The 21221-nt window shown below is 69.5% G+C and carries 18 protein-coding genes; 10 read left to right on the top strand and 8 right to left on the bottom strand.

Annotation, left to right across the window (positions count from 1 at the left end; all coding sequences use genetic code 11):
• Positions 1–36 precede the first annotated feature (36 nt).
• Positions 37–3639, top strand: a complete 3603-nt coding sequence (metH, locus tag SM611_RS05045) for a methionine synthase (protein WP_371947628.1) — start codon at positions 37–39, stop codon at positions 3637–3639.
• An 86-nt stretch (positions 3640–3725) separates the two neighbouring features.
• Here metH and SM611_RS05040 read toward each other — a convergent pair whose 3' ends face one another.
• Positions 3726–4523 (bottom strand): DUF2249 domain-containing protein, encoded by a 798-nt coding sequence (locus SM611_RS05040; RefSeq protein ID WP_371947627.1) that lies wholly within the window; start codon positions 4521–4523, stop codon positions 3726–3728.
• A gap of 58 nt (positions 4524–4581) precedes the next feature.
• Here SM611_RS05040 and SM611_RS05035 point away from each other — a divergent pair, with 58 nt between their 5' ends.
• The 7 genes from SM611_RS05035 (at position 4582) to SM611_RS05005 (ending at position 13519) form a co-directional block, all read left to right on the top strand.
• Positions 4582–5748 carry a DUF8744 domain-containing protein gene (locus SM611_RS05035; protein WP_371947626.1) on the top strand — a complete coding sequence of 389 codons (1167 nt, stop codon included), beginning with the start codon at positions 4582–4584 and terminating at the stop codon, positions 5746–5748.
• Positions 5745–8261, top strand: coding sequence for a multicopper oxidase domain-containing protein (locus tag SM611_RS05030; RefSeq protein ID WP_371947625.1), 2517 nt, complete (start codon positions 5745–5747; stop codon positions 8259–8261). Before SM611_RS05035 ends, SM611_RS05030 begins: the two co-directional genes overlap by 4 nt.
• Positions 8262–8277: 16 nt before the next feature.
• On the top strand, positions 8278–9600 hold the full coding sequence (locus SM611_RS05025) for a HEAT repeat domain-containing protein (RefSeq protein WP_371947624.1): 1323 nt from the start codon (positions 8278–8280) through the stop codon (positions 9598–9600).
• Between the two features lie 162 nt (positions 9601–9762).
• Complete coding sequence (locus SM611_RS05020; RefSeq protein WP_371947623.1) at positions 9763–10704, top strand: RpnC/YadD family protein; 942 nt, start codon at positions 9763–9765, stop codon at positions 10702–10704.
• Between the two features lie 231 nt (positions 10705–10935).
• Positions 10936–11970: an SRPBCC family protein gene (locus SM611_RS05015; RefSeq protein WP_371947622.1), complete on the top strand. Its 1035-nt coding sequence runs from the start codon at positions 10936–10938 to the stop codon at positions 11968–11970.
• A 200-nt stretch (positions 11971–12170) separates the two neighbouring features.
• Positions 12171–13241, top strand: coding sequence for a putative sodium/potassium/calcium exchanger (locus SM611_RS05010; protein WP_371947621.1), 1071 nt, complete (start codon positions 12171–12173; stop codon positions 13239–13241).
• Positions 13238–13519 carry a hypothetical protein gene (locus tag SM611_RS05005; RefSeq protein WP_371947620.1) on the top strand — a complete coding sequence of 94 codons (282 nt, stop codon included), beginning with the start codon at positions 13238–13240 and terminating at the stop codon, positions 13517–13519. Before SM611_RS05010 ends, SM611_RS05005 begins: the two co-directional genes overlap by 4 nt.
• A 70-nt stretch (positions 13520–13589) precedes the next feature.
• Here SM611_RS05005 and SM611_RS05000 read toward each other — a convergent pair whose 3' ends face one another.
• The 3 genes from SM611_RS05000 to SM611_RS04990 all read right to left on the bottom strand — a co-directional run bounded on the left by SM611_RS05000 (position 13590) and on the right by SM611_RS04990 (position 16743).
• Positions 13590–13859 (bottom strand): hypothetical protein, encoded by a 270-nt coding sequence (locus tag SM611_RS05000; protein WP_371947619.1) that lies wholly within the window; start codon positions 13857–13859, stop codon positions 13590–13592.
• 26 nt (positions 13860–13885) lie between these two features.
• Positions 13886–16279 carry a protein kinase domain-containing protein gene (locus tag SM611_RS04995; protein WP_371947618.1) on the bottom strand — a complete coding sequence of 798 codons (2394 nt, stop codon included), beginning with the start codon at positions 16277–16279 and terminating at the stop codon, positions 13886–13888.
• A 143-nt stretch (positions 16280–16422) separates the two neighbouring features.
• Positions 16423–16743, bottom strand: a complete 321-nt coding sequence (locus tag SM611_RS04990) for an ATP-binding protein (RefSeq protein ID WP_371947617.1) — start codon at positions 16741–16743, stop codon at positions 16423–16425.
• A gap of 207 nt (positions 16744–16950) precedes the next feature.
• On the opposite strand from SM611_RS04990, the gene SM611_RS04985 reads away from it, so the two are divergent.
• Together SM611_RS04985 and SM611_RS04980 are read left to right on the top strand one after the other, a co-directional pair.
• On the top strand, positions 16951–17766 hold the full coding sequence (locus SM611_RS04985; protein ID WP_371947616.1) for a helix-turn-helix domain-containing protein: 816 nt from the start codon (positions 16951–16953) through the stop codon (positions 17764–17766).
• Positions 17763–17951, top strand: a complete 189-nt coding sequence (locus tag SM611_RS04980; RefSeq protein WP_371947615.1) for a DUF397 domain-containing protein — start codon at positions 17763–17765, stop codon at positions 17949–17951. Before SM611_RS04985 ends, SM611_RS04980 begins: the two co-directional genes overlap by 4 nt.
• Positions 17952–18117: 166 nt before the next feature.
• Here SM611_RS04980 and SM611_RS04975 read toward each other — a convergent pair whose 3' ends face one another.
• Genes SM611_RS04975 through SM611_RS04960 form a run of 4 tightly spaced genes read right to left on the bottom strand, consistent with a single transcriptional unit; the run spans position 18118 to position 21192 of the window.
• Positions 18118–18990, bottom strand: coding sequence for a hypothetical protein (locus SM611_RS04975; RefSeq protein WP_371947614.1), 873 nt, complete (start codon positions 18988–18990; stop codon positions 18118–18120).
• 3 nt (positions 18991–18993) lie between these two features.
• A complete protein-coding gene (locus SM611_RS04970) occupies positions 18994–19590 on the bottom strand; it encodes a hypothetical protein (protein WP_371947613.1) in 597 nt (198 codons plus the stop codon).
• Positions 19587–20777: a hypothetical protein gene (locus SM611_RS04965; RefSeq protein WP_371947612.1), complete on the bottom strand. Its 1191-nt coding sequence runs from the start codon at positions 20775–20777 to the stop codon at positions 19587–19589. Before SM611_RS04965 ends, SM611_RS04970 begins: the two co-directional genes overlap by 4 nt.
• Positions 20770–21192 (bottom strand): hypothetical protein, encoded by a 423-nt coding sequence (locus tag SM611_RS04960; protein WP_371947611.1) that lies wholly within the window; start codon positions 21190–21192, stop codon positions 20770–20772. The genes SM611_RS04965 and SM611_RS04960 overlap by 8 nt, the downstream gene beginning before the upstream one ends.
• Between the last annotated feature and the right edge of the window lie 29 nt (positions 21193–21221).

Raw genomic sequence — 21221 nt, 5'->3', positions numbered from 1 at the left:
GGCGCCTCCCATATGAACTGGGAGGTGCTCGAAAACATGACCGACACCACTTTGCGCGAGCTGCTGGAGCAGCGGATCGCGGTGCTGGACGGCGCCTGGGGCACGATGCTCCAGGGCGCGGGCCTCAAGCCCGAGGACTACCGCGGCGACCGCATCGGCGACGACCACCCGAAGGACGTCACCGGCGACCCCGACCTGCTGAACCTGACCCGCCCGGACGTGATCCTGGACGTCCACCGGCAGTACCTCGACGCCGGCGCCGACATCACCACGACCAACACGTTCACCGCGACGAGCATCGGCCAGGCCGACTACGGCCTGGAGAGCCTGGTGCACGAGATGAACGTGCAGGGCGCCCGGCTCGCCCGGCAGGCGGCCGACGAGTACGAGGGCCGCTTCGTCGCCGGCTCCGTCGGGCCGCTCAACGTGACCCTGTCGCTGTCCCCCCGGGTCGAGGACCCGGCCTACCGCGCCGTCACGTTCGACCAGGTCAAGGACGCCTACGCGGGGCAGATCGCGGGCCTGGCCGAGGGCGGCGTCGACCTGCTGCTGATCGAGACGATCTTCGACACGCTGAACGCGAAGGCCGCGATCGCCGCCGCCCGCGAGGTCGCCCCCGAGCTGCCGCTGTGGATCTCGGTGACGATCGTCGACCTGAGCGGGCGGACGCTGTCCGGGCAGACCGTCGAGGCGTTCTGGCGCTCGATCGAGCACGCCGAGCCGCTGGTCGTCGGGGTGAACTGCTCCCTCGGCGCCGCGGAGATGCGCCCCCACGTGGCCGATCTGGCGCGGCTCGCCGGCACCTACGTCGCCTCCCACCCGAACGCCGGGCTGCCGAACGCGTTCGGCGGCTACGACGAGACGCCCGAGCAGACCGGCGCCCTGCTGCGCGAGTTCGCCGAGTCCGGCATGGTCAACCTCGTCGGCGGCTGCTGCGGGACGGGCCCCGCGCACATCGCCGCCATCGCCGAGACCGTGCGCGGCATGGCGCCGCGCGAGGTCGCCGAGCCCGCGCGGGCCAGCCGGTTCAGCGGGCTGGAGCCGTTCGAGATCGGCGCCGACACCGGCTTCATCATGATCGGCGAGCGGACGAACGTCACCGGCTCCAAGCGGTTCCGCAAGCTCATCGAGGCGGGCGACCACCAGGCCGCCGTGGACGTGGCGCTGGAGCAGGTGCGCGGCGGCGCGAACCTCCTCGACGTCAACATGGACGCCGACCTGCTCGACAGCGAGCGGGAGATGACGACGTTCCTGAACCTGATCGCGACCGAGCCCGAGGTGGCCCGCATCCCGATCATGGTGGACAGCTCCCGGTGGAGCGTGCTGGAGGCCGGGCTCAAGACCGTCCAGGGCAAGGGCGTCGTCAACTCGATCTCCTTGAAGGAGGGCGAGGAGCCGTTCCTCGAACAGGCCCGCCGCATCCGCGACTTCGGCGCGGGCGTGGTCGTCATGGCGTTCGACGAGACCGGCCAGGCCGACACGACCGAGCGCAAGGTCGGGATCTGCGGGCGCGCCTACGACCTGCTGACGCAGAAGGCGGGTTTCCCCGCCGAGGACATCATCTTCGACCCGAACGTCCTCGCCGTGGCGACCGGCATCGCCGAGCACAACGGGTACGCGAAGGCGTTCATCGACGCGCTGCCGCTCATCAAGGAGCGCTGCCCCGGCGCCCGCACCAGCGGCGGCATCTCCAACCTGTCGTTCTCGTTCCGGGGCAACGAGGTCGTCCGGGAGGCGATGCACTCGGCGTTCCTGTTCCACGCGGTGAAGGCCGGGCTGGACATGGGCATCGTCAACGCCGGGCAGCTCGCCGTCTACGAGGACATCCCCGCCGACCTGCTCGAACTCGTCGAGGACGTCCTGTTCGACCGCCGCGAGGACGCCACCGACCGGCTCGTGTCGTTCGCCGAGAACGTCAAGGGCAAGGGCACCGTCCGCGAGGTCGACCTCTCCTGGCGGGACGCGCCGGTCGAGCAGCGCCTGTCCCACGCCCTCGTGCACGGCATCGTCGACTTCATCGAGGAGGACACCGAGGAGGCCCGCCGGCAGTCCGCCCGCCCGCTCGACGTCATCGAGGGCCCGCTGATGGACGGCATGAAGATCGTCGGCGACCTGTTCGGGTCGGGCAAGATGTTCCTGCCGCAGGTGGTGAAGAGCGCCCGCGCCATGAAGCGCTCGGTCGCCTACCTGGAGCCCTTCATGGAGAAGGAGAAGGAGGAGGCCCTCCGCGCCGGCCGCATCACGCAGGACCGCGGGCAGGGCAAGGTCGTCCTCGCGACGGTGAAGGGCGACGTGCACGACATCGGCAAGAACATCGTCGGCGTCGTCCTCGGCTGCAACAACTACGACGTGATCGACCTCGGCGTCATGGTCCCCGCCGCGAAGATCCTGGACACCGCGATCGAGGAGAACGCCGACGCGGTCGGCCTCTCCGGGCTGATCACCCCGTCCCTGGACGAGATGGTCTCCGTCGCCGCCGAGATGGAGCGCCGCGGCATGAAGCTGCCGCTGCTGATCGGCGGCGCGACCACGTCCCGCCAGCACACCGCGGTGAAGATCGCGCCCGCCTACGAGGCGACGACCGTGCACGTCCTGGACGCGTCCCGCGTGGTCGGCGTCGTCTCCGACCTCCTCGACGAGGACCGCGCCGTCGCGCTGCACACCGCCAATCTCAAGGAGCAGGCCCGCCTCCGCGAGCTGCACGAGAGCAAGCAGCGCACCCCCCTGCTCACGATCGGCAAGGCGCGCGAGAACCGCGAGAAGGTCGACTTCGGCGACCTGCCGACGCCCGCGTTCACCGGCGTCCGGATCGTCCGGCCGGACATCGCCGTCCTCCGCGAGATGATCGACTGGCAGTTCTTCTTCCTCGCCTGGGAGCTGAAGGGCAAGTACCCGGCGATCCTCGACCAGCCCGTCGCGCGCGAGCTGTTCGACGAGGGCAACGAGCTGCTCGACCAGATCATCGCGGACGGCTCGTTCGAGGCGTCCGGCGCGTACGCGTTCTGGCCCGCGCACTCCGAGGGCGACGACATCGTCCTGCCGGACGTCCGCTTCCCGATGCTGCGGCAGCAGACGGCCAAGCCGGAGGGGCGCCCGAACCGGTGCCTCGCCGACTACGTCGCCCCGTCCGGCGACCACCTCGGCGGCTTCGCCGTGACGATCCTCGGCGCCGAGGACCTCGCCGCGAAGTACGAGGAGGAGAAGGACGACTACAAGGCGATCATGGTCAAGGCCCTCGCCGACCGGCTTGCCGAGGCGTTCGCCGAGTACATCCACCTGGAGGCCCGTCGCGCCTGGTTCGAGCCCGGCGCCGAGCCCGACCTGGCGGACCTGCACGCCGAGCGGTTCCGCGGCATCCGCCCCGCGCTCGGCTACCCGGCGAGCCCCGACCACAGCCTGAAGCAGACCCTCTTCGACCTGCTGGACGCCGGCCGCCTCGGCATGAAGCTCACCGAGTCCTTCGCCATGGCGCCCGCCGCCAGCGTCAGCGGCCTGATCTTCGCCCACCCGGCCTCCCGCTACTTCACGGTCGGCCGCATCGGCAAGGACCAGGTCGAGGACTACGCCGCCCGCTGCGGCCTCACCGTGGCGGAGGTCGAGCGCTGGCTCGCCCCGAACCTCGCCTACGACCCCCGGTAGCACGGGCCTCCAGTAGAACGGGCCCGCAGAACGAGAACGCCTGACGGCCGCCGCGCCGCGGCCGTCAGGCGTGCTTGGGGACGGGGTCAGGGGCGGGCGATGCGGACGCGCCAGACCTCCGGGCCCGACTCCTCGTAGTCCCAGCTGAACTCGCCGGGGTACAGGGAGGCGAACTGGTAGTAGAGCGGCTTCGGGTCGTGGTCGTTGACCAGGACGAACGCCGTCCCCGGCCGGAGCGCCTCGAACGTCGCGAAGATCTGCTGATGGCGCTGGCCGTGGGCGAGGACGCGCACGTCGAGTTCGCCGTCCGCCACTTCGGCGGTCGCGCCCGGGACGCCGGGGTGGGCGTCGTGGCCGCCGCAGGTGCAGTGGTGGCCGTCGTCGTCCGTCCCCGCGGCCGTCTCCTCGGACGCGTGCCCGCCGAGGATCTCGTGCATGCCGTCCAGGAGGGCGCCGAGGTTCACGCCCGCGTCGACGAGCGCGGGCAGGATCAGGTCGTTCTCCTTCTCCAGGTGCGACTGGAACAGGGCGTTGACGGCCGCCGCCGCGCCGACCGCCTCCGCGGGCGTCCGCGCCGCCGCCAGCTCCGCCACCTTCTCGCGCAGGACCACGTGCTCGCGGAGCATCGCGCGCAGCAGCAGGCGCGCCTCCGGGAGGTCCTCGGCCGCCTTGTAGAGGGTGTGCTCCTCGGCCTCGGCGTGCGGGATGATCTCGTCCGCGCAGAACGCGACGAGCTTGTCGCGCCGGTCGTAGGGGGCCGTGAGCTGGTCGGCGGCGCGGGCGATGGTGAGCGTGTGGTCGGCCATGGTCCGGCCGAGGCGCTCGTGGTGGTCGAGGATGGCCCGCACCGTGTCCTGCTGCGGGCTCGCGGTCGATGTGGTCATGAGCACTCCTGGTGCCGAGCTGTTTTTCACAACACTACTTGTATTTATAATAGCCGTCATGGAGAATCAGGTCACAGGGGTACGCGACCGTCACCCCCGGGCCGCGCCCCGTCCGGCGGCGCGCCGGCTCCCGCTGCTCGCCGGCGCGCTGCTGTCCCTCCTCGTCGCCCTCTGGGGCGCCCTCGGCCTGCTGGACCTGGACGTCCCGCTGCCGCGCACGTCGTTCGCGCAGCAGCACGGGCCCCTGATGGCCCTCGGCTTCCTCGGCACGCTGATCTCCCTCGAACGCTCCGTCGCCCTCGGCCGCCCGTGGGCCTACGCGTCCCCCGCCCTCGCCGCCGCCGGCGGCCTGATCACCGCCGCCGGATTCGCCGCCCCCGGACGACTGCTGCTCACCGCCGCCGGCGGCTGGCTCGTCGCCGTCTACATCGCCGTCCTCGGCCGCCGGACGGGCCACCGTCCTCCAGCCCCCACCCGCCACCATTCAATCGAGGAGCTCCGCCCGCTTGCCGTACAGATCGCGGGCGCCGTCGCCTGGTACGCGGGCGGCCTGCTGTGGATCGGCGGCCGGACGGTCGGCGAGATCGTCCCGTGGCTCGCCGCGTTCCTCATCCTCACGATCGCCGGCGAGCGCCTCGAACTCGCCCGGGTCGCCTTCCTGGGACGGCGCGCCTCCGACGGCCTCGTCGCCGCGGCAGCGCTGATCGGCGCGGGCGCGGCCGTCTCCGTGGCGTGGCCGGAGCCGGGCTGGCGCCTCACCGGGTTCGGCATGGTCGTGCTGGCCGGCTGGCTCGCCGTCCACGACATCGCGCGCCGCACCGTCCGCGGGAACGGCCTGCCCCGCTTCGCCGCCGCCTGCCTCCTCGCCGGATACGCCTGGCTGGCCGTCGCCGGCTCCATCTGGCTCGCCGCCGGGCGTCCCGCCTCGACCGGCCTCTACGACGCGGCCCTGCACGCGGTGTTCCTCGGCTTCGTGATCTCGATGGTGTTCGGGCACGCGCCGGTGATCCTGCCCGCCGTGCTGCGGGTCCGGCTGCCGTACCACCCCCTCCTGTACGCGCCGCTCGCGCTGCTGCACGCGTCGCTCGTCGTCCGGGTCGCAGGGGACCTGGCCGGCGTCTCCGCCGCGCGGACGACCGGCGGCGTCCTCGGCGAGGTGTCGCTCCTGCTGTTCGGCGGCTGCGCGGTGGCCGCGTCCCGGCTGGCCGGAAGGAAACGCTCATGACGTCCATCGGTGTGCGCCCGAAGGTGGGGCCGCCCCCGGCGCCCCGGCGCGGGCGGTCGGTGTGGCACGCCGTCGCCAACGGGGTGGTGCTGGTCTGGCTGGCGCTGACCGTCGTGGCCGCGTTCGTCCGGCATGAACTGCCCATGCCGCAATGGCTGCTCATCCACCTGTTCCTGCTGGGCGCCGTGACCAACGCGATCGTGACCTGGACGGAGCACTTCGCGTCGGCGCTGCTGCGCGTCCCGGCGCCTCCGGACTGGTGGCCGGTGACGCGGCTGGCCGCACTGAACGCGGGGATCGCCGCGGTGCTGTGCGGCGTCTCCGAAGGCTTCCCGTGGATCGCCGTCGGCGGCGCGGCCGTCGTCGTGGGCGTCGTCGCCGCGCACGTCGCCGTCCTCGCCCTGCGGGGGCGCAGCGCCCTGGGCGGACGGTTCGCGCACGTCGTCGCCTGGTACCTGTGGGCCGGCGCCGCGCTGATCGTCGGCGGGACGCTCGGCGGACTGATGGCGTCCGAGCGCCTGCCGGCCCGCTGGCACGAGCCGATGCACGCGGCGCACGCGCAGGTCAACCTCCTGGGCTGGGTCGGGCTCGCCGTGCTCGGCACGCTGTTCACGCTGTGGCCGACCGTGCTGCGCACCCGCATGGTGGACGGCGCGGGACGCATCGCGCGCTGGTCCCTGCGCTGCGCGGTGCCGGGTCTCGCGCTCGCGGTCGGCGGCCTGCTCGCGGAACTGCGGTGGGTCGTCGTCGGCGGTCTGCTGGTGTACGCCGGTGCCGCCGCGCTGGCCCTGGTCCCCTTCGCCCGGACGCTGGGGCGGCGCCGTCCGCACACGGCCGCGTCCTGGATGCTCGCCGCCGGGACGGCCTGGTTCGCCGTCACCCTGATCGCGGACGCCTCCCGGCAGAGTCTCTCCGGGCTGCTTCCGCTGGTGCTGGTCGGGTTCGTGGGGCAGACGCTGTTGGGCGCCCTGACGTTCTTGCTGCCCGTCGTCCTGGGCGGGGGCCCGGCGGCGCTGAAGGCCAACGCGGCGTTGATCGAACGCGTGTGGGTGGTTCGGGTCGCGGCGGTCAACCTCGCGGTGCCGCTGCTCGTGCTTCCGGTGCCGGAGTGGGCGTCGCGCGCGGCGTGGATCGCCGTCCTCGCCGCACTGGCCGCGTTCGTGCTGCTCGCGGTCGCGACGATCCTCCGCTCACATCGTCCGTCGCCGGTCGTCGCGGGCATCACGACCGGGGTCCTCCTCACCGCCCTGGCCGTGGGCGTGACCGCCGGAAGCGGCGACTCGTCCCCCCAGACGGTTTCGGCGTCGGGGACGCGTGTGGTGGAGGTGAGTTTGGTGGACATGCGTATCCGTCCGGGGACGATCGAGGCCGAGCCCGGCACGCGGCTGGTGCTGCGGGTGACGAACAAGGACGCGATGCGGCACGATCTGCGGCTGGAGTCCGGGCAGGCCACCCCGATGCTGGGTCGGGGGGAGTCGGCGACGCTGACCCTCCCGGAGGTGAAGGACACGATCGACGGCTGGTGCACGGTCCCCGGCCACCGTGCGGCCGGGATGACGATGCAGATCAAGGCTTCCGGCGCGCATGCGGCGCATTCAGCGTCCGCCGCGCCGCCGATGGACCACCAGGCGATGGGCACCGGGCAACTCGACCTGTCGGCGCACCCGTCGGCGGGCTGGAAGCCCTACGACGCCGCCCTCAAGCCCGCCCCGGGCGCGAAGGAGCACCGGCTCGAACTGCGCGCCACCGACCGGCAGCTCGAAGTCGCTCCCGGTGTCCGGCAGACGATGTGGACGTTCGGCGGAAGCGTCCCGGGCCCTGTCCTGCGCGGCAAGGTCGGCGACGTGTTCGTCATCACCCTGGTCAACGACACCGCCATGGGGCACGGCATCGACTTCCACGCCGGCAGCCTGGCCCCGGACGTGCCGATGCGCACCATCCAGCCGGGGGAGCGGCTGACCTACCGGTTCACCGCCGAGCACGCCGGGGCGTGGCTGTATCACTGCTCGACGATGCCGATGTTGCAGCACATCGCCAACGGCATGTACGGGGCGGTGGTCATCGACCCGCCGAACCTGCCCCGCGTCGACCGCGAGTACGTCCTGGTGCAGGGCGAGTTGTACCTGGGCCAGCCCGGGTCGGAGGCTCAGGTGGCCAAGATGCGCGACGGCCGGCCGGACGGGTGGATGTTCAACGGGACGGCGGCCGGTTACGACCATGCTCCGCTGACCGCCCGCGCGGGTGAGCGGGTGCGGGTGTGGGTGGTGGACGCCGGCCCTTCCTCCGGCAGCGCGTTCCATATCGTGGGGGCGCAGTTCGACACCGTCTACAAGGAGGGCGCCTACCTGCTGGGCAAGGCCGGCCCGGGCGGCGCGCAGATCCTGGATCTGGCCCCCGGTCAGGGCGGTTTCGTGGAGACCGTCGTCCCCGAAGCGGGCCACTATCCCTTCGTCGACCACGACATGCGCCACGGCGAATCCGGCGCCCACGGAATCCTGCATGTCACCGGGTGATGCGATCATCCCTTCCGTGGAGATACAGGCCCTTATCGAGCAACTGGCCGGCCCCGAGCAGAAGGCCGCCGCCGACGCGCTGGTCGAGATCGGCGCTCCGGCCGTGGACCCGGTCCTGGACGTCCTCTGCGACGAGGAGTCACCCGTCGACTGGGGCACGAGCGCCTCCGTGCTGCGCCGCATCGGACGTCCCGCACTCGCCCCGCTGATCGAGGCGATGGCCGCCGCCCCCACCGCGGAGGTGGCGCGCCGCTGCGGCTGGGCCCACAGCGGCCTCACGATCGACGACCTCTCGGAGTTCGTCCCCGGCCTGCGCCACCCGAGCCCGAAGGTGCGCGCCAACAGCGCCTACGTCCTGCAGCTCAAGGGGACGGACGCCCTCCCGCACGCCCCCGCCCTGATCGCCCTCCTGGACGACCCGGACCCGGACGTCCGGCAGCGCGCCATCTGGGCCCTCACGGAACTCGGCCCGGACGTGGTTCCCCTGCTCCAGGACGTCCGCCGCTCCACCACGTCCGGCCGCCTCCGCCGCCCCGCCCTGGAGGCGCTCGCCGAAGTCGCCGGCCCGGCAGGGCTGGACGACCGCGACCTCGCCGCCGTCCGCCGCCTGATCCGCATCAAGCGGGCGACCGAGACACCCGAGCCGATGCACCTGTGCGGCACCTGGTTCGCGCTCCCGACCGGCGACCAGAAGGCGGTCCTGGACGCGTTCGAGCTGTCCGACGCTGAGCCCGTCACGATGCGGCTCGGCGCGTCCGCCTGGAACAGCGACCACCACGGCCGGGGTTCCGGCCACCACCGCTGCTCCCGCGCCTACGTGTCACCGAGCCTGGACGGCTGGACGCTCGTCTTCGGCAGCCCCTTCCACAGCGGCGAGGATTTCGACGCCGAGGAGCTCACGGACCGCTGCCGCACCCTGAGCACCCGCTTCGGCGCGGCGCACTGGTACGGCGCGAGCTGCGGCGACGGCTGGACGGCCTGGTGCGTCGCCGAGCACGGCGAGATCGTCCGGTACTACGACGTCTACGAGGAGGACGACCAGATCGGCCCACCCCACCCCGCCGAGGAGGGCTACGTCCTCCCGCACACCGATCCCTTCCCCGACGACGCCTTCGACGGCATCGGCATCGGCGACAGCGACGCTTTCCGGGCCCGCTACGAGCAGGTGAAGGCGGACCTGAACATCCCCGACGAATGCCACGCCACGACGTTCGCCGCCCGCGCGTCCGTGGACCCGTCCTCCCTGGGCGCGGACACGGACGTCCAGGGGCATGCCGTCCTGGCCCTCACCGCCTGCGGCCGAGAACACGGCCACCCCCGAGGCGCTCTGGAGTTGTAGCCCGCGAGTGGTTTTCCGACTGGCAGCCGAATGCGAAACAGGCATTGTGCCTCGTCCGGTGTGACCAGCGAAAACAGTCCATTCGGGCCAGATCTGCGAATGATCCGCCCGCAAGCCGGTGTGACACTGTGAGACGACTTAATTACCGATAGTTTGCCTGACATGCCGTCAACCGATCACGAGCTGCCGCTGGAGATGGTCCGCAAGCGGCCGCAGCTCGTCCCAACGATATTGCGTGACGTCTTCGGGCTGGACATACCCGGAGACGATGACAACGCGACGGTGGCCTCGGAGTCTTTCGCGGGCCTGAACCCGGCCGAGTTGCGCTGCGACGCCACCGTCCTCCTCGACGACCCCAAGAAGCCCAGCCACGGCACCATCGTGGAGGCGCAGCTGCGCTACGACGAGGACAAGATCTTCAGCTGGCCCGCGTACGCGGCTCTGCTCCGGCACCGCTATCAGTGCCCGGTGACCCTGCTCGTCTTCTGCCCCGACCCGGGCGTCGCCCGCGCCTGCGCCAGGCCGATCGCCATGGGCCACCCCAAGTGGGTGCTCGAGCCCCTGGCCTTCCACCCTGGCATGCTGCCCGCCGTCACCGACCCCGACGAGGCGTGCCGTCTCCCCGAGCTGGCGATCCTGAGCGCCCCCGCCCATGCCGACGGCCCGGCTGCCGAAGCCGTCATGACCAGCGTGTCGGCTGCTATCACCGCTCTCGCCGCCGACCCCGATGAGACATCCACAAAGACGGCTGAGCTGTACCATGACTATCTGGTGGGAAAGCTCTCCGAATCCGCTTGCAAGCTCCTGGAGGAGATCGTGAAGATCGCTGACTACGAGTGGCAGTCGGACTTCGCCAAGTCCCACATCGCCAAGGGCCGTGCCGAAGGTCTCGCCGAAGGCGAGGCGAGGGGCGAGGCGAGGGGCGAGGCGAAGGGCGAGGCGAAGGGCGAGGCGAAGTCGGTCCTGCTGGTATTGAAGGCCCGAGGGATCGCCGTCCCCAACGACGTCCGTGAACGTGTCACGAGCTGTACCGACACCGACCGGCTCGAGTGCTGGGTGCAGCGCGCCGCCGTCATCGACAAGGCCGAAGACCTCCTGGACTGACGCCGCCTCCGGCCCCGTGCGCGCTGGTGGGCGGGGCCGCGCCGTCGCGTCCTGTTCTGGGCGAGTCCGGAAGATGGCCCGTCGTCTGGATAAGCGGTGGGCACCGCCGTCTCTGCGGGCGGTAGATCTTTTATTTTCGCTGCTCAGCGGCGGTTCATCTCGTTTTGTTACGGATTCTTCGGCTATGTCGTTGGGGTCAGAGGATGCCGATGAGGAAGCGAAGTGGTGACCGTGGCGGAGACGGACACCGGAGGCAACGGCAAGCCGCAGGACCTGCCGGTCGATCAGCTCAAGGACGCCGTCAAAGAACTCGGCCAGGCGCTCATGGTGCGGACGCTGATGAAGGCCAGCGGCCAGGTGGAGGGCCTGACCCAGCGCCTGACCGACGCCGCTGACGGCGGCGCGGGAGTCGGCGGCAAAATGGCGGCCACCGGCGTGAAGAAGATCGCCGAGGGCGAGTCCCCGGTCAAGGCCGGCCTCAGCGCGGGCCTGACCGGCGCGAAGGAGAAGGTGAAGAGCGCCGTGGGCGCGGGCGGTGACGGCAAGGAGGAAGGGAAGGGCAAGGGCAAGGGCGGCCCCAAGGTGGTCAACATCATCGAGGAGTTCGATGTCGCCCTGCCGCGGCGGGTCGCCTACGACCAGTGGACGCAGTTCGCCGACTTCCCGAGCTTCACCAAGAAGGTCGAGAGCGTCGAGCAGGAGTCGGACGAGAAGATCAACTGGCGGGCGCAGATCTTCCTCTCCCACCGCAGCTGGGAGTCCACGATCATCGAGCAGGTCCCGGACGAGCGGATCGTCTGGAAGTCCAAGGGCGCCAAGGGCTACGTGGACGGCGCCGTGACCTTCCACGAACTCGCCCCCAACCTGACGCGCATCCTCATCGTGGCCGAGTACCACCCGGACGGCTTCTTCGAGAAGACCGCGAACCTGTGGCGCGCCCAGGGGCGCCGCCTCCGCCTCGACTTCAAGCACATCAAGCGCCACATGATGACGCAGACGCTCCTCGAGCAGGCGGAGACCGAGGGCTGGCGCGGCGAGATCCGCGACGGCGAGGTGGTCAAGACCCACGAGGACGCCCTCCAGGAGGAGGAGAAGGCCAAGGAAGAGGAGAAGGGCCAGGAAGAGGACAAGGCCCCGGAGGACGAGAAGGGCCAGGGCGAAGAGAAGGCCCGAGAGGAACAGCACGGCGAGGAAGAGCAGGAGGGCGAAGAGGACAAGGAGGGACAGGAGGCTGACGCCAAGGAGAAGGCGGGCAGCAGTGCCTGACCTCCACGACACGGGCGCTGACGTTTTCGCTGGTCGGCGCCGGGTAGCGGGTCGTGACACGGAGGCGGAGACCGGCCGAGGCTCGGGGGGAAGCTATGCAGAGCGATGCGTCTGACAGGCCAGAGCCCGAACGGAGCCGTGACGATCAAGTCGAAGTCGCCCCTCAGCCCGGCCGGCCGAACGTCAGCGACGGACCGGACGTGCATCTTGACGTCCCGCAACTCGGAGTCGAGGAGATCTCCCTTGAGGTGGAGAACCTGGAGGCGCACGTCTCGCTCGTCGCCCAGGTCCTCGACCTGCTCAGGCTGAACGTCGGCGCGGACGTGTTCCTCGGCAGGGTGAAGCTGGAGATCAAGGGAGTGGAGGCCCGAGCGCAGCTCGACGTCCGGCTGGACAACGTGGCCGTCATCGTGGACCGAGTCCTGACCACCCTCGACCGCAACCCGGAGATCCTCCAGCACATCGGACGCGGCGTCGAGGCGGCGGCCCGCGACATCGGCTCGGGCGCCGGCACCGCCGTAGGCGAGGTGGGCAAGGGCGCGGGCGGCGCGGTGAAGGACGTCGGCAAGGGCGCGGGCGGAGCAGTCGAGAACGTCGGCGAGGGTGCCGGCACCGCCGTAGGCGAAGTAGGCAAGGGCGCTGGAGGCGCTGTCCAGGACGTGGGCAAGGGCGCGGGCGGCGCTGTCGAGGAGGTGGGCAAGGGGGCCGGAACCGCTGCGGGCGAGGTAGGCAAGGGCGCCGGCGGCGCGGTCGAGAACGTCGGCGAGGGCGCGGGCGGCGCCGTCGAGAACGTGGGCAAGGGGGCCGGGAAGGCTGCCGGCGACGTCGGCGAGGGTGCCGGCAGTGCGGCGAAGGACGTCGGCGAGGGTGCTGGCAGCGCGGCGAAGGACGTCGGCTCGGGCGCTGGCAGTGCGGCGAAGGACGTCGGCGAGAGCGCAGGCGACGCGGTCGAGGGCGCCGGCGCGGGCGTCGGCGAGGCCGCCGATGAGACCGCAGAGAGCGCGTCGGATACCGCCGAAGAGGCGAGCGGCCCCAACGCGCACCAGGAAGACACGGCCCCCGAGCACGACGACGCAGCGGACGCCGAGCCCAAGGGGGAGAAGGCGGAGGCCGAGTCAGAGCCTGAGCCCGGCGGCAAGGCGGACGACGGCGGCCGGCAGGGGGAGGCCAACCCGATCGAGGACGCGCTTCGCGAGACCGAGGACTCCGTCCGAGACCTGGGACGGGCCCTCCTCCGCGTGCTCTCCGGATCGTCCCGGCCGCGATCATGAGCGGCGACGAGCGTCCGGACGCGGAACTCCGGCGGACGGCCGACATCCTCTTCACCGCTCACGTGAAGGCCAGGGAGTTGCGCTTCGACATCGCCCCGGAGAGCTCGGTGGTGTTCACCGGCAACGCCTCCGACGACTCCACCTCAGGCAGCGCTCGCACCAACCTGCCGGGCCAGGTGGAGGAACACGTCACCTACCGCGACGTGGACATCCACTACGCCATCGCGGCAAAGCTCTCCGCCGACGACCAACCACCAGCCGGAGACGAACCACCCTGATCTCAGTGCCGGTGCGCGGTGATCCATGCCGGCGTCCGTTCGACCCTCCGACACGCACTGAGGGTCACGGCTATCCGCGTGCGACCTCGATGACGCCGAGGACGAAGGCGCCGAAGCCGATCACAGTGAAAACAGTGGCGGCAAGGCGCTGATACAACACGGACTGCCGGTGGGTTTTGTGCAGTGCCCTGTTCCAGCGGCGCCCGGCGACCCAGTCTGCGTAGCCGCGGTAGTTGATGACGATCGGGACGGTTATGGCCAGCGCGGTGAGCCCCCAGAAGATCAGGGTCCAACCGCTTCCCGACTGTTCGGATGGGGGTACCGCCGTTCCCAGGAACATGGATCACTCCTATGGTGCGTTCCTCATTATTCCCCAGGTCTGTGAGGGCCTGCGGGGGCGAGTTCGGGCACGGCCTCCAGGGCGGTGACGAGGTCGGCGGCGTGCTGGAAGCGCTCGGCGGGGTCGCGGCGTAGTGCGGTGTGGAGCACCTGCCGGAACTCGGCGGAACACGGCAGCCCGGACACGTCGATGTCCTCTGTCAGGAGCTTGCGGATGACGTCCAGCGCATTGTCCGCCTCCACTGGAGGGGCGCCGGTCAGTGCGAACACCATGGTGGCGCCGAAGGCGAAGATGTCTCCGCGGTGGTCGGGCGGCATGCCGTCGACCTGCTCGGGGGCCATGTAGTGCGGCGTGCCGATCATGCTGCCGACACCGGTGATGTCGGCCGATTCGGAATGCCGCGCGATGCCGAGATCGATGATCTTGGGTTCGTCCCGCTCGGGCATCATCACGTTCGCGGGCTTCATGTCGAGCCGGAAAACGCCCTGCTCTTCGAGGTAGACCAGCGCGTGAGCGAGTTTCGCGCCGATGCGCGCGACATCTTTCGCGTGGAGCGGCTCTCTCCTGACCAACTCGGCGAGGGTGGGGCCCTGGACGAACTCCATGACGATCGCCAACGTCTCGTCGCGCTCGATCGCGTCGTAGTACTGGACGATGTTCGGATGATCGAGCCCGGCGAAAATCCGGATCTCGCGCTTGAAACGCGCGGTCAGGGATTGGTCGCCGGGAAGCTCCCGGAGCATTTTCACCGCGATCGCACGGCCCAGCACCTTGTCATGACCCCGCCACACGCGGCTCATGCCGCCCTCGCCGATGACCTGTTCCAGCCGATACCGGCCCATCAGCATCACGTAGGTGTGCTCGGTCGGCGGATTCGCCGGAGTCATTCCGAGCGCCACGCGTTCGCTCTGGTTGCCGCGGGCGAAACCGAGCAGGGCCCGCTTCACGCCGGAGGCGAGCTGGTAGACGTTCTCCTGGGCGGAGGGAACGTCGCCGATGAGGGTCGCGTCCCCGTCCCCGGCACGCCGCACGGTCTCCAGCACTCCATGGTCGGCCAGGTGGCGGAGGAGGTGCTCGACCGAGCGCGGCGACGCGCGGAGCAGCGGGTCGAGTTCGTTGGCGTTCCCGTCCTCGGTGAACAGGTCGGCGGTCCGGAACGGTTCGCCTTCGCTGCGCAGCACCCAGTCGATGACGTAGTACGCGCTCAGCCGGCGCCGATCCTCGTCGATCGGGACGGGGAAGAGCTCCGCCCCGGAGGCGTTGTCCAGATGCTTGCGGAGAATGTCCTCCAATCGGGCGTAGAACCTGATGCGCTCGGCGTCCCGATCCGTCACCCGCAGCAGTGGGCTGCCGTTCTCCCAGACCACGAACTGATGAAACTCCTGGAGCAGGCGCCGGGGCATTCCCCTGGCCTTGAAGCTCAGGTAGTCGCAGAAAAGGGTCAGCTCGTCGACCTGGTCGCCCGGAGGTTCCATCAGGAGCCCCTCGACGAAGTGGTGGACGGCGTCCCAGATGCACGGCACGTACATCCGCCAGCCGAACACGCTCTCGTAGACGCTGTTGCCGCGGGCGGCGTCCCTGATGACCTGGTCGTGCAGGTCGGGTCCCGCCACCACGAGGAAGTGGATGCCGGGCATGGTGAGCACGTTCTTGATACCGCCGAGGAGCTTCTCGACGGCGGACAGGCTCGACTCGCCGTCGGTGAGCTTGTCCGCCTCGTCCAGGACGACGGCCAGCCGCAGCCGCGATCCGGCCGTCCTGGGCCACGGCCAGAGCCGCCGCAGCCGCCCCCGTGCTTCGGACACGACGACGCCCTCGCGGTCGATCAGGGTGACGATCCGCATCAGGTCGTGCTCGACGTCGGTTTCGGAGTAGGCGAGGAACTGGGCCTCGTGCGCGAGGGAGCGGGTTCGTTTGGCGGTGAGGCTGAGCTTCGGCACGACCGTCTTGAGCGCCGACCCGCCGCCCGCGTCGGCGATCGCGCCGCGCTCCAGCGCGTCCGAAACTGTCTGCTTGAACGACAGGGAGGTCCGCATGTAGGCCAGCAGGAGTGACTGCTGCGTCTCGGCCGGCAGCCGGGCCAGCAGCCCTTCGTCGTTGAGGCTCTCGAAGATGCGCCGGACGAGGGCGAACAGGAGCCGGTCGGTGTCGGTCGACCGTGCGATGTTGAGTACGACCGGTACCACCAGCTCACCGCGGTCGCCGTCCTGGACGAGCGCGTCGAGGGCGCGCAGCACGGTGGTGGACTTCCCGGCACCGCGGAATCCGCTGATCAGGAAGGCGCCGCCGCGCGAATACGCGATCCGGTCGCGTAATTCCGTCGCCAACTGCTCGTTGCCCAGCGACGGGATGGCGTCCACGCCGGCCCGCAGCGGCTCGTGGACATAACGGAATGACCGTTTCAGCGGAAGACTCAGCACCCGGCCCCCTCGCATGCGAAGTGCCGTCAGTGTATCGGGGGAGTAATGGGTGAGTGATGGACGAGTAGTCAACCGGTGCTCAGTCCACCGGGGACAATCGTTTTCTCCCGCCTCGCCCCACTTGCCAGGATGGTGCCGGGCCGCTACGGGTGCATTCGCGACCAGACCCACTTGCCCCCGGCCGGGTCGGCGGTCACGCCGCACTTGGCGGACATGGCCTGGACGATGTGCAGGCCCCAGCCGCCGTTGTCGTCGAACGCCTCCTCGGACAGGTCCAGGTCTTCGAGGGTGAGTTCGGTCATCGGCTTGGCCTTGGGCAGCTCGTGACCGGCGTCCCAGACGGCGATGATGATCCCGTAGGCGTCCTGGCTGAGCTGGAGCCGGATCTCCTCCTCCGGCGTCTGGCGGACCGCGTTCGTGACGAGTTCCGAGACGATGAGAAGCGCACTGTCGAGAATGTGCAAGTAGTCCCATTTGCGGATTTGTATGTCCGTGAATGTACGTGCTTGCCCCACTGCGGAAGGTGTGCCCATAAGGGGCATGATCGACTCTGTGGTCGCCGTCATCGCCATCGTCCCGTCCTTGCCCGAGATTCCGATTTCCTCTGACAAGGATCGCTAGCAGGCCCTAATCTCGCCTGTATCAACGGAAATCAAAAACACGGAGGACCGGTGAAGATCGTCCGAGAACCTCTTGACCCCAAGATCTCGATGTGGCACTTCCTGGCCTACTACCTGCGGTTTCTTCGAGAGAAGGAGGGGCTGTCACTCGCCCAGTGGGGAAAGATCATCGGGATGGCTCGATCGAGCGTTTCAAACATCGAAGCGGGGCGTGCGAAGCTCCAGGTTGACTACGCGCGGCGTCTCGACGTGAAATTCGAGACCGGAGGGCTCTTTGAATTGCTGCTCTGGTACGCCCGTATGGCACACGACCCGAACTGGTTCAAGCAATACAGTCAGCACGAGCGTCAGGCGGCCGAGATCAAGGTCTTCCACGGACAGTTGATCCCGTTGCTTCTCCAGACCGATGACTACACGCGTCGGTACGGTCGGCTGAGCACGGCAAAGGATCGTGAAGCGGTCCTTGCCGGACGCATTGCGCGAAAGCGGGCTGTTCTGGAACGAGAGGACCCGCCATACATTTGGGCTCTTCTGGACGAGGCTGTTCTCGCGCGTCGTGTGGGAGGAGCCGAGGTCATGAAGCCTCAACTCGAACACCTTCTCGAAATGGGTGACCGTTGGAACGTGATCCTCCGGGTCGTTCCGTTCTCGGCTGGAGAGCACGAAGGTTCAGACGGCTTCTTCCAGCTCATCGGTCTCGACGACCGCGACATCGCCTACGCGGGCGCCCACGGTGGTGGGCGGTTGATCGAGATGCCCAACGAGATCAAGGATGTTGTTGATAGTTTCGAACGTATCGGCGCAAAGGCAGACTCTCAGGACGCCTCGCGCAAACTGATCAAGAAGTACCTGGAGAGCTACACATGAGCGTGCAGTGGCGCAAGAGTTCGTACAGTGGCTCCGCGAACGACGACGTGTGTGTTGAGCTGGGACGTCTTTCGCCAGGGGTCGGTGTGCGGGACAGCAAGGACCCGGACGGGGGACACCTGACCTTGTCGGTTGCGGAGTTCGCCGGTTTGATCGAGCAGGTCAAGCGGCACCCGGCCCCCTGACCTTCGTCCTTCCGACCAGTCCTCACCCCTGCTGCTCGCGGCCGTTCGCGCGCCGCGCCTCGGCGGTGCAGGCGCGGGAAGACGTCATTGGCCCGCCCAGTGATGTGTGCTCATTCGCGACCGTGGCGATTGACCAGCGCGACGCCGGACGTCCTTGACGCGGTGCTCACGTGTCCATTCGGATGCGGAGATGGGGCAGGGCGTGCTCGTAGGCGGCTCGCTCGTGTGCGAGATCGGACCAGTCATCGGGTGCTTCGGCGACCTTGAAGCAGTTTTCGCCGGTGAGGTCCCACACCTCCGATTCCACCCAGGACAGATGCCGGTACTTGCGCGGGGCCATGGCTTGGGAGCCGAAGTCCCAGCCGATCGCCGACACCGGACGTCCGGAGAACTGCTCGCGGGCCCGCTCGGCGTAACGGGCCCGCGTGATCGTGTCGGGGTGGAGGAACGACAGGTCGAATCCGTTGTCGCCCAGGCCGAAGGCCGCAAGGCCGTACAGGAACGTTGCCTCGATGCCCTGCGTCGTGCAGAACTCGGCGATTCTGGTGGCGCCCACGAGCGTGCCGGCGTAGGAGATGACGAAGACGCGCCGGAGGGGGTGGACGTCCAGGAAGCGGCGCAGCGCGGTGACGATGGTCTCGCCGGACGCGACGGTGTCCCCGATCAGCAAGGTCTCGGCCGGCGCCTCGAAGCAGCAGTACGGGACCTCGATGCGGGCGGTGCCATGGGCGACCGCCGTCCGCGAGGTGGCGATCAGGTTGGTGGGCAGGTTGTCGCCCGTCTCCGCTGAGACGGCTTCCGCGAGCCGGTAGGCGAGGCCCTTGCTGAGGATCACCAGCTCGGAGGTCTCGCCGGGGCGGTACTCGTCGGCCAGATGGGCGATGAACCACCGGCTGGAACGGAGGCAGGCCGCGCGAAAGCCGGTGCCCATGAGGTTGCGATCGAAGAGGAGATCCTCAAGGGCGTCATTGTGGACGAGATAGAGCCGGGGATCGTCCTTGACACGTTCCGCGCTGCTCCGTTCCAGCTCGGTGTTCAACGGTCAGCGTCCTCTGGCGAGCGACGGCTCATGCAGACGCTCCAGCGCGGCCAGCATCGGCGGGTCACCGGGCAGGACGTTGTCGCGGTACTCCGTGATGGCTTCATCGAGCCATCGGGGCATGTGGTGAACGTCACGGGCCTTCCGCGGCGCCAGCTCTGCGAGCATTTCCCCGGCGGCCACGAAATCGTCGACGACCGCGGAGGCCAGCGCGGCCACGTGCGGGTGGACGTAGTCGCGGACGAGGACGCCGCGGTATTCCAGTTCGTCGGCCCGGTACTTGGAGTTGCGCGGGGCGACGACGACGATCGGGGTACCGAGGAGGGCGGCGGCGGACATCTCCACCCCGATGCCGATGCCGCGCCGTTCCCGGGCGTCCACGACGACCGCCGACGCGACCATCACCTGGTACATGTCGCGGCCGAACTGTCCGAGCGTGTTGGACGGGTCGGTGATGGGGTCGTCCGGGTTCAGGAACACGACCTCGTCCGGGGATGCGCCCTTGGCCACCTCCAGCCGCTCGATATCGGACCAGCAGAGCTTCTTCTCGTCAGCCGTGCCCTTCATGATGGAGCCGGAGCAGTATATGGATATGGTCATGGATCGTCTCTCCAGGTTGTTCTGCCATTGAGCGTGAAATCGGCCATGGTGCCGGCCACGGCCTGCACGTTCGACTTCGCTTCGGCATAGGTGCGGGCGAGCCGGAACCCGCGTGATCCGCGTACCGCCAGGACGGCGATCCGAAGCGTGTCGAGTGAGGCTTCGTCGTAGGCCCGGTCGATGATCAGTCCGAACGCGGGCAAGGAGCGCAGCCGCAGTAGTTCATGCCACTCGGCGGTCCGGTGGACGAATTCCGCGACGCCGAGCCAGTGCAGCACCGTGTCGAGTTGGCGTGCGGAGGGGAGCCTGCCGTCCATGCCGGCTGTCCTGCGGCTGAGCCCGCAGGTCAGATCACCTGCCGGGAGGTCCGCGAGGATGGCGGCGTCCAGGTCGAGGAGGTAGCTGCGCAGGTAGGCGCGGGAAAGGAAGAAAGCGAGCGATGTGCTTTCGGCGGGTGAGAGAGGCGCGGGCAGGGCGGGTTCTACGAACCGCGCGATGAACGCCTGGCCCTCCAGTCGTTCAGGGACCCGTGCGAGCAGCCGTTCGGTGCGTCCCCCTGGCCGGTGCCATCTGCGTGCGGTCCCGCGCGCGATCCGGTGCAGTTCTCCGCCGGGCCGCAGAGCCGCTCGCCATAGGTCGCCGATTCCGGCGGCCGTTCCGCCGCCGTGCCGAGGAGCCCAGAGAAAATCGGGATCGGCGCAAATTCCCCGAAGCTCGGCGTGACGGTAGGGGTTGTGCCGGTCCCGGCGGTACTCGTGGACTTTCATCTCCCGGTAGTCGGCGAGATCCGAGACCGGGGCGACGTAGCGGAGAGCGCCCGCCCGCACCAGCGGCTCGATGCATCCGAGGAAGGTCGGGTACCAGGGAATCTCGAAGATGTAGGACGCGGGGATGAGCAGGTGCCGCTCGGTCAGGAGCAGGGCCAGCCGTGTCGCGTCCAGTGCCTGGGTCAGCGTGAACGCCGCGTGCCTTTCGGTGACATCGATGCCATAGCACGCCAAGATTTCCGGGTTCGTGTACTGGACGAAGAGAGGCCGTTCGCGCTTGAAAGCGACTCCAGCGGCAGGGGATGCCTGCGATGTGCTCCCCAGCACCGCGGTGACGTAGATGTCGCGGGCCGCGACGAAGGCGTCGCGTCTCGCCCACACCTGCTGGGTGGGAGCCGGACGTTCCAACCCCTCACCCATCGTCGTCCGAGATCAGGGATATGTGCTGGTCGCGGCCCGCGATGAATGCGTTCCGCCCGGTGGTGATGTTCTGCACGACGTGGACGGCGCCCGCGTCCGGGACGACCTCTCGGACATGGCGGAGGAGGTCCTGGAGTTCGGTGGAGGCATCCATGTGCTCGGCGAGGAAAGCCGTTAACAGGGCCGTCCATCTCGCCTGTTCGGCCGCCACGGCAGCCTGGTCGGGTGGGGAACTCCGGCCGACCCTGCCCGCCGACTCCTCGAGCTCCCGGGTCAGGTCCGACTCGGCGGCATGCGCGCCACGCCCGACGATGCGCGCGAGCCGCGTCCTCGTGGTGCCCCAGAAGTCGGTCGTCATCGCCTCCACGAGCGCCGCCGCGACCGCGCCGGCGAGCCCTGCCAGCGCGGGATCCATGTCGGTGCACCATTCCGATCTACTGCGGT

It is taken from the genome of Actinomadura monticuli, assembly GCF_041463655.1.
Taxonomy (GTDB): Bacteria; Actinomycetota; Actinomycetes; order Streptosporangiales; family Streptosporangiaceae; genus Spirillospora; species Spirillospora monticuli.
Note: the sequence above shows the minus strand (reverse complement) of the source record. Positions and strands in the feature narration are given on the sequence as shown.

Coding starts and splice junctions, on each gene's coding strand:
- SM611_RS04980 (WP_371947615.1), top strand. CDS start 17,763: ATGAGCGTGCAGTGGCGCAAGAGTTCGTACAGTGGCTCCGCGAACGAC.
- metH (WP_371947628.1), top strand. CDS start 37: ATGACCGACACCACTTTGCGCGAGCTGCTGGAGCAGCGGATCGCGGTG.
- SM611_RS05035 (WP_371947626.1), top strand. CDS start 4,582: ATGGAGAATCAGGTCACAGGGGTACGCGACCGTCACCCCCGGGCCGCG.
- SM611_RS04960 (WP_371947611.1), bottom strand. CDS start 21,192: ATGGATCCCGCGCTGGCAGGGCTCGCCGGCGCGGTCGCGGCGGCGCTC.
- SM611_RS05005 (WP_371947620.1), top strand. CDS start 13,238: ATGAGCGGCGACGAGCGTCCGGACGCGGAACTCCGGCGGACGGCCGAC.
- SM611_RS04970 (WP_371947613.1), bottom strand. CDS start 19,590: ATGACCATATCCATATACTGCTCCGGCTCCATCATGAAGGGCACGGCT.
- SM611_RS04965 (WP_371947612.1), bottom strand. CDS start 20,777: ATGGGTGAGGGGTTGGAACGTCCGGCTCCCACCCAGCAGGTGTGGGCG.
- SM611_RS05030 (WP_371947625.1), top strand. CDS start 5,745: ATGACGTCCATCGGTGTGCGCCCGAAGGTGGGGCCGCCCCCGGCGCCC.
- SM611_RS05040 (WP_371947627.1), bottom strand. CDS start 4,523: ATGACCACATCGACCGCGAGCCCGCAGCAGGACACGGTGCGGGCCATC.
- SM611_RS05020 (WP_371947623.1), top strand. CDS start 9,763: ATGCCGTCAACCGATCACGAGCTGCCGCTGGAGATGGTCCGCAAGCGG.
- SM611_RS05000 (WP_371947619.1), bottom strand. CDS start 13,859: ATGTTCCTGGGAACGGCGGTACCCCCATCCGAACAGTCGGGAAGCGGT.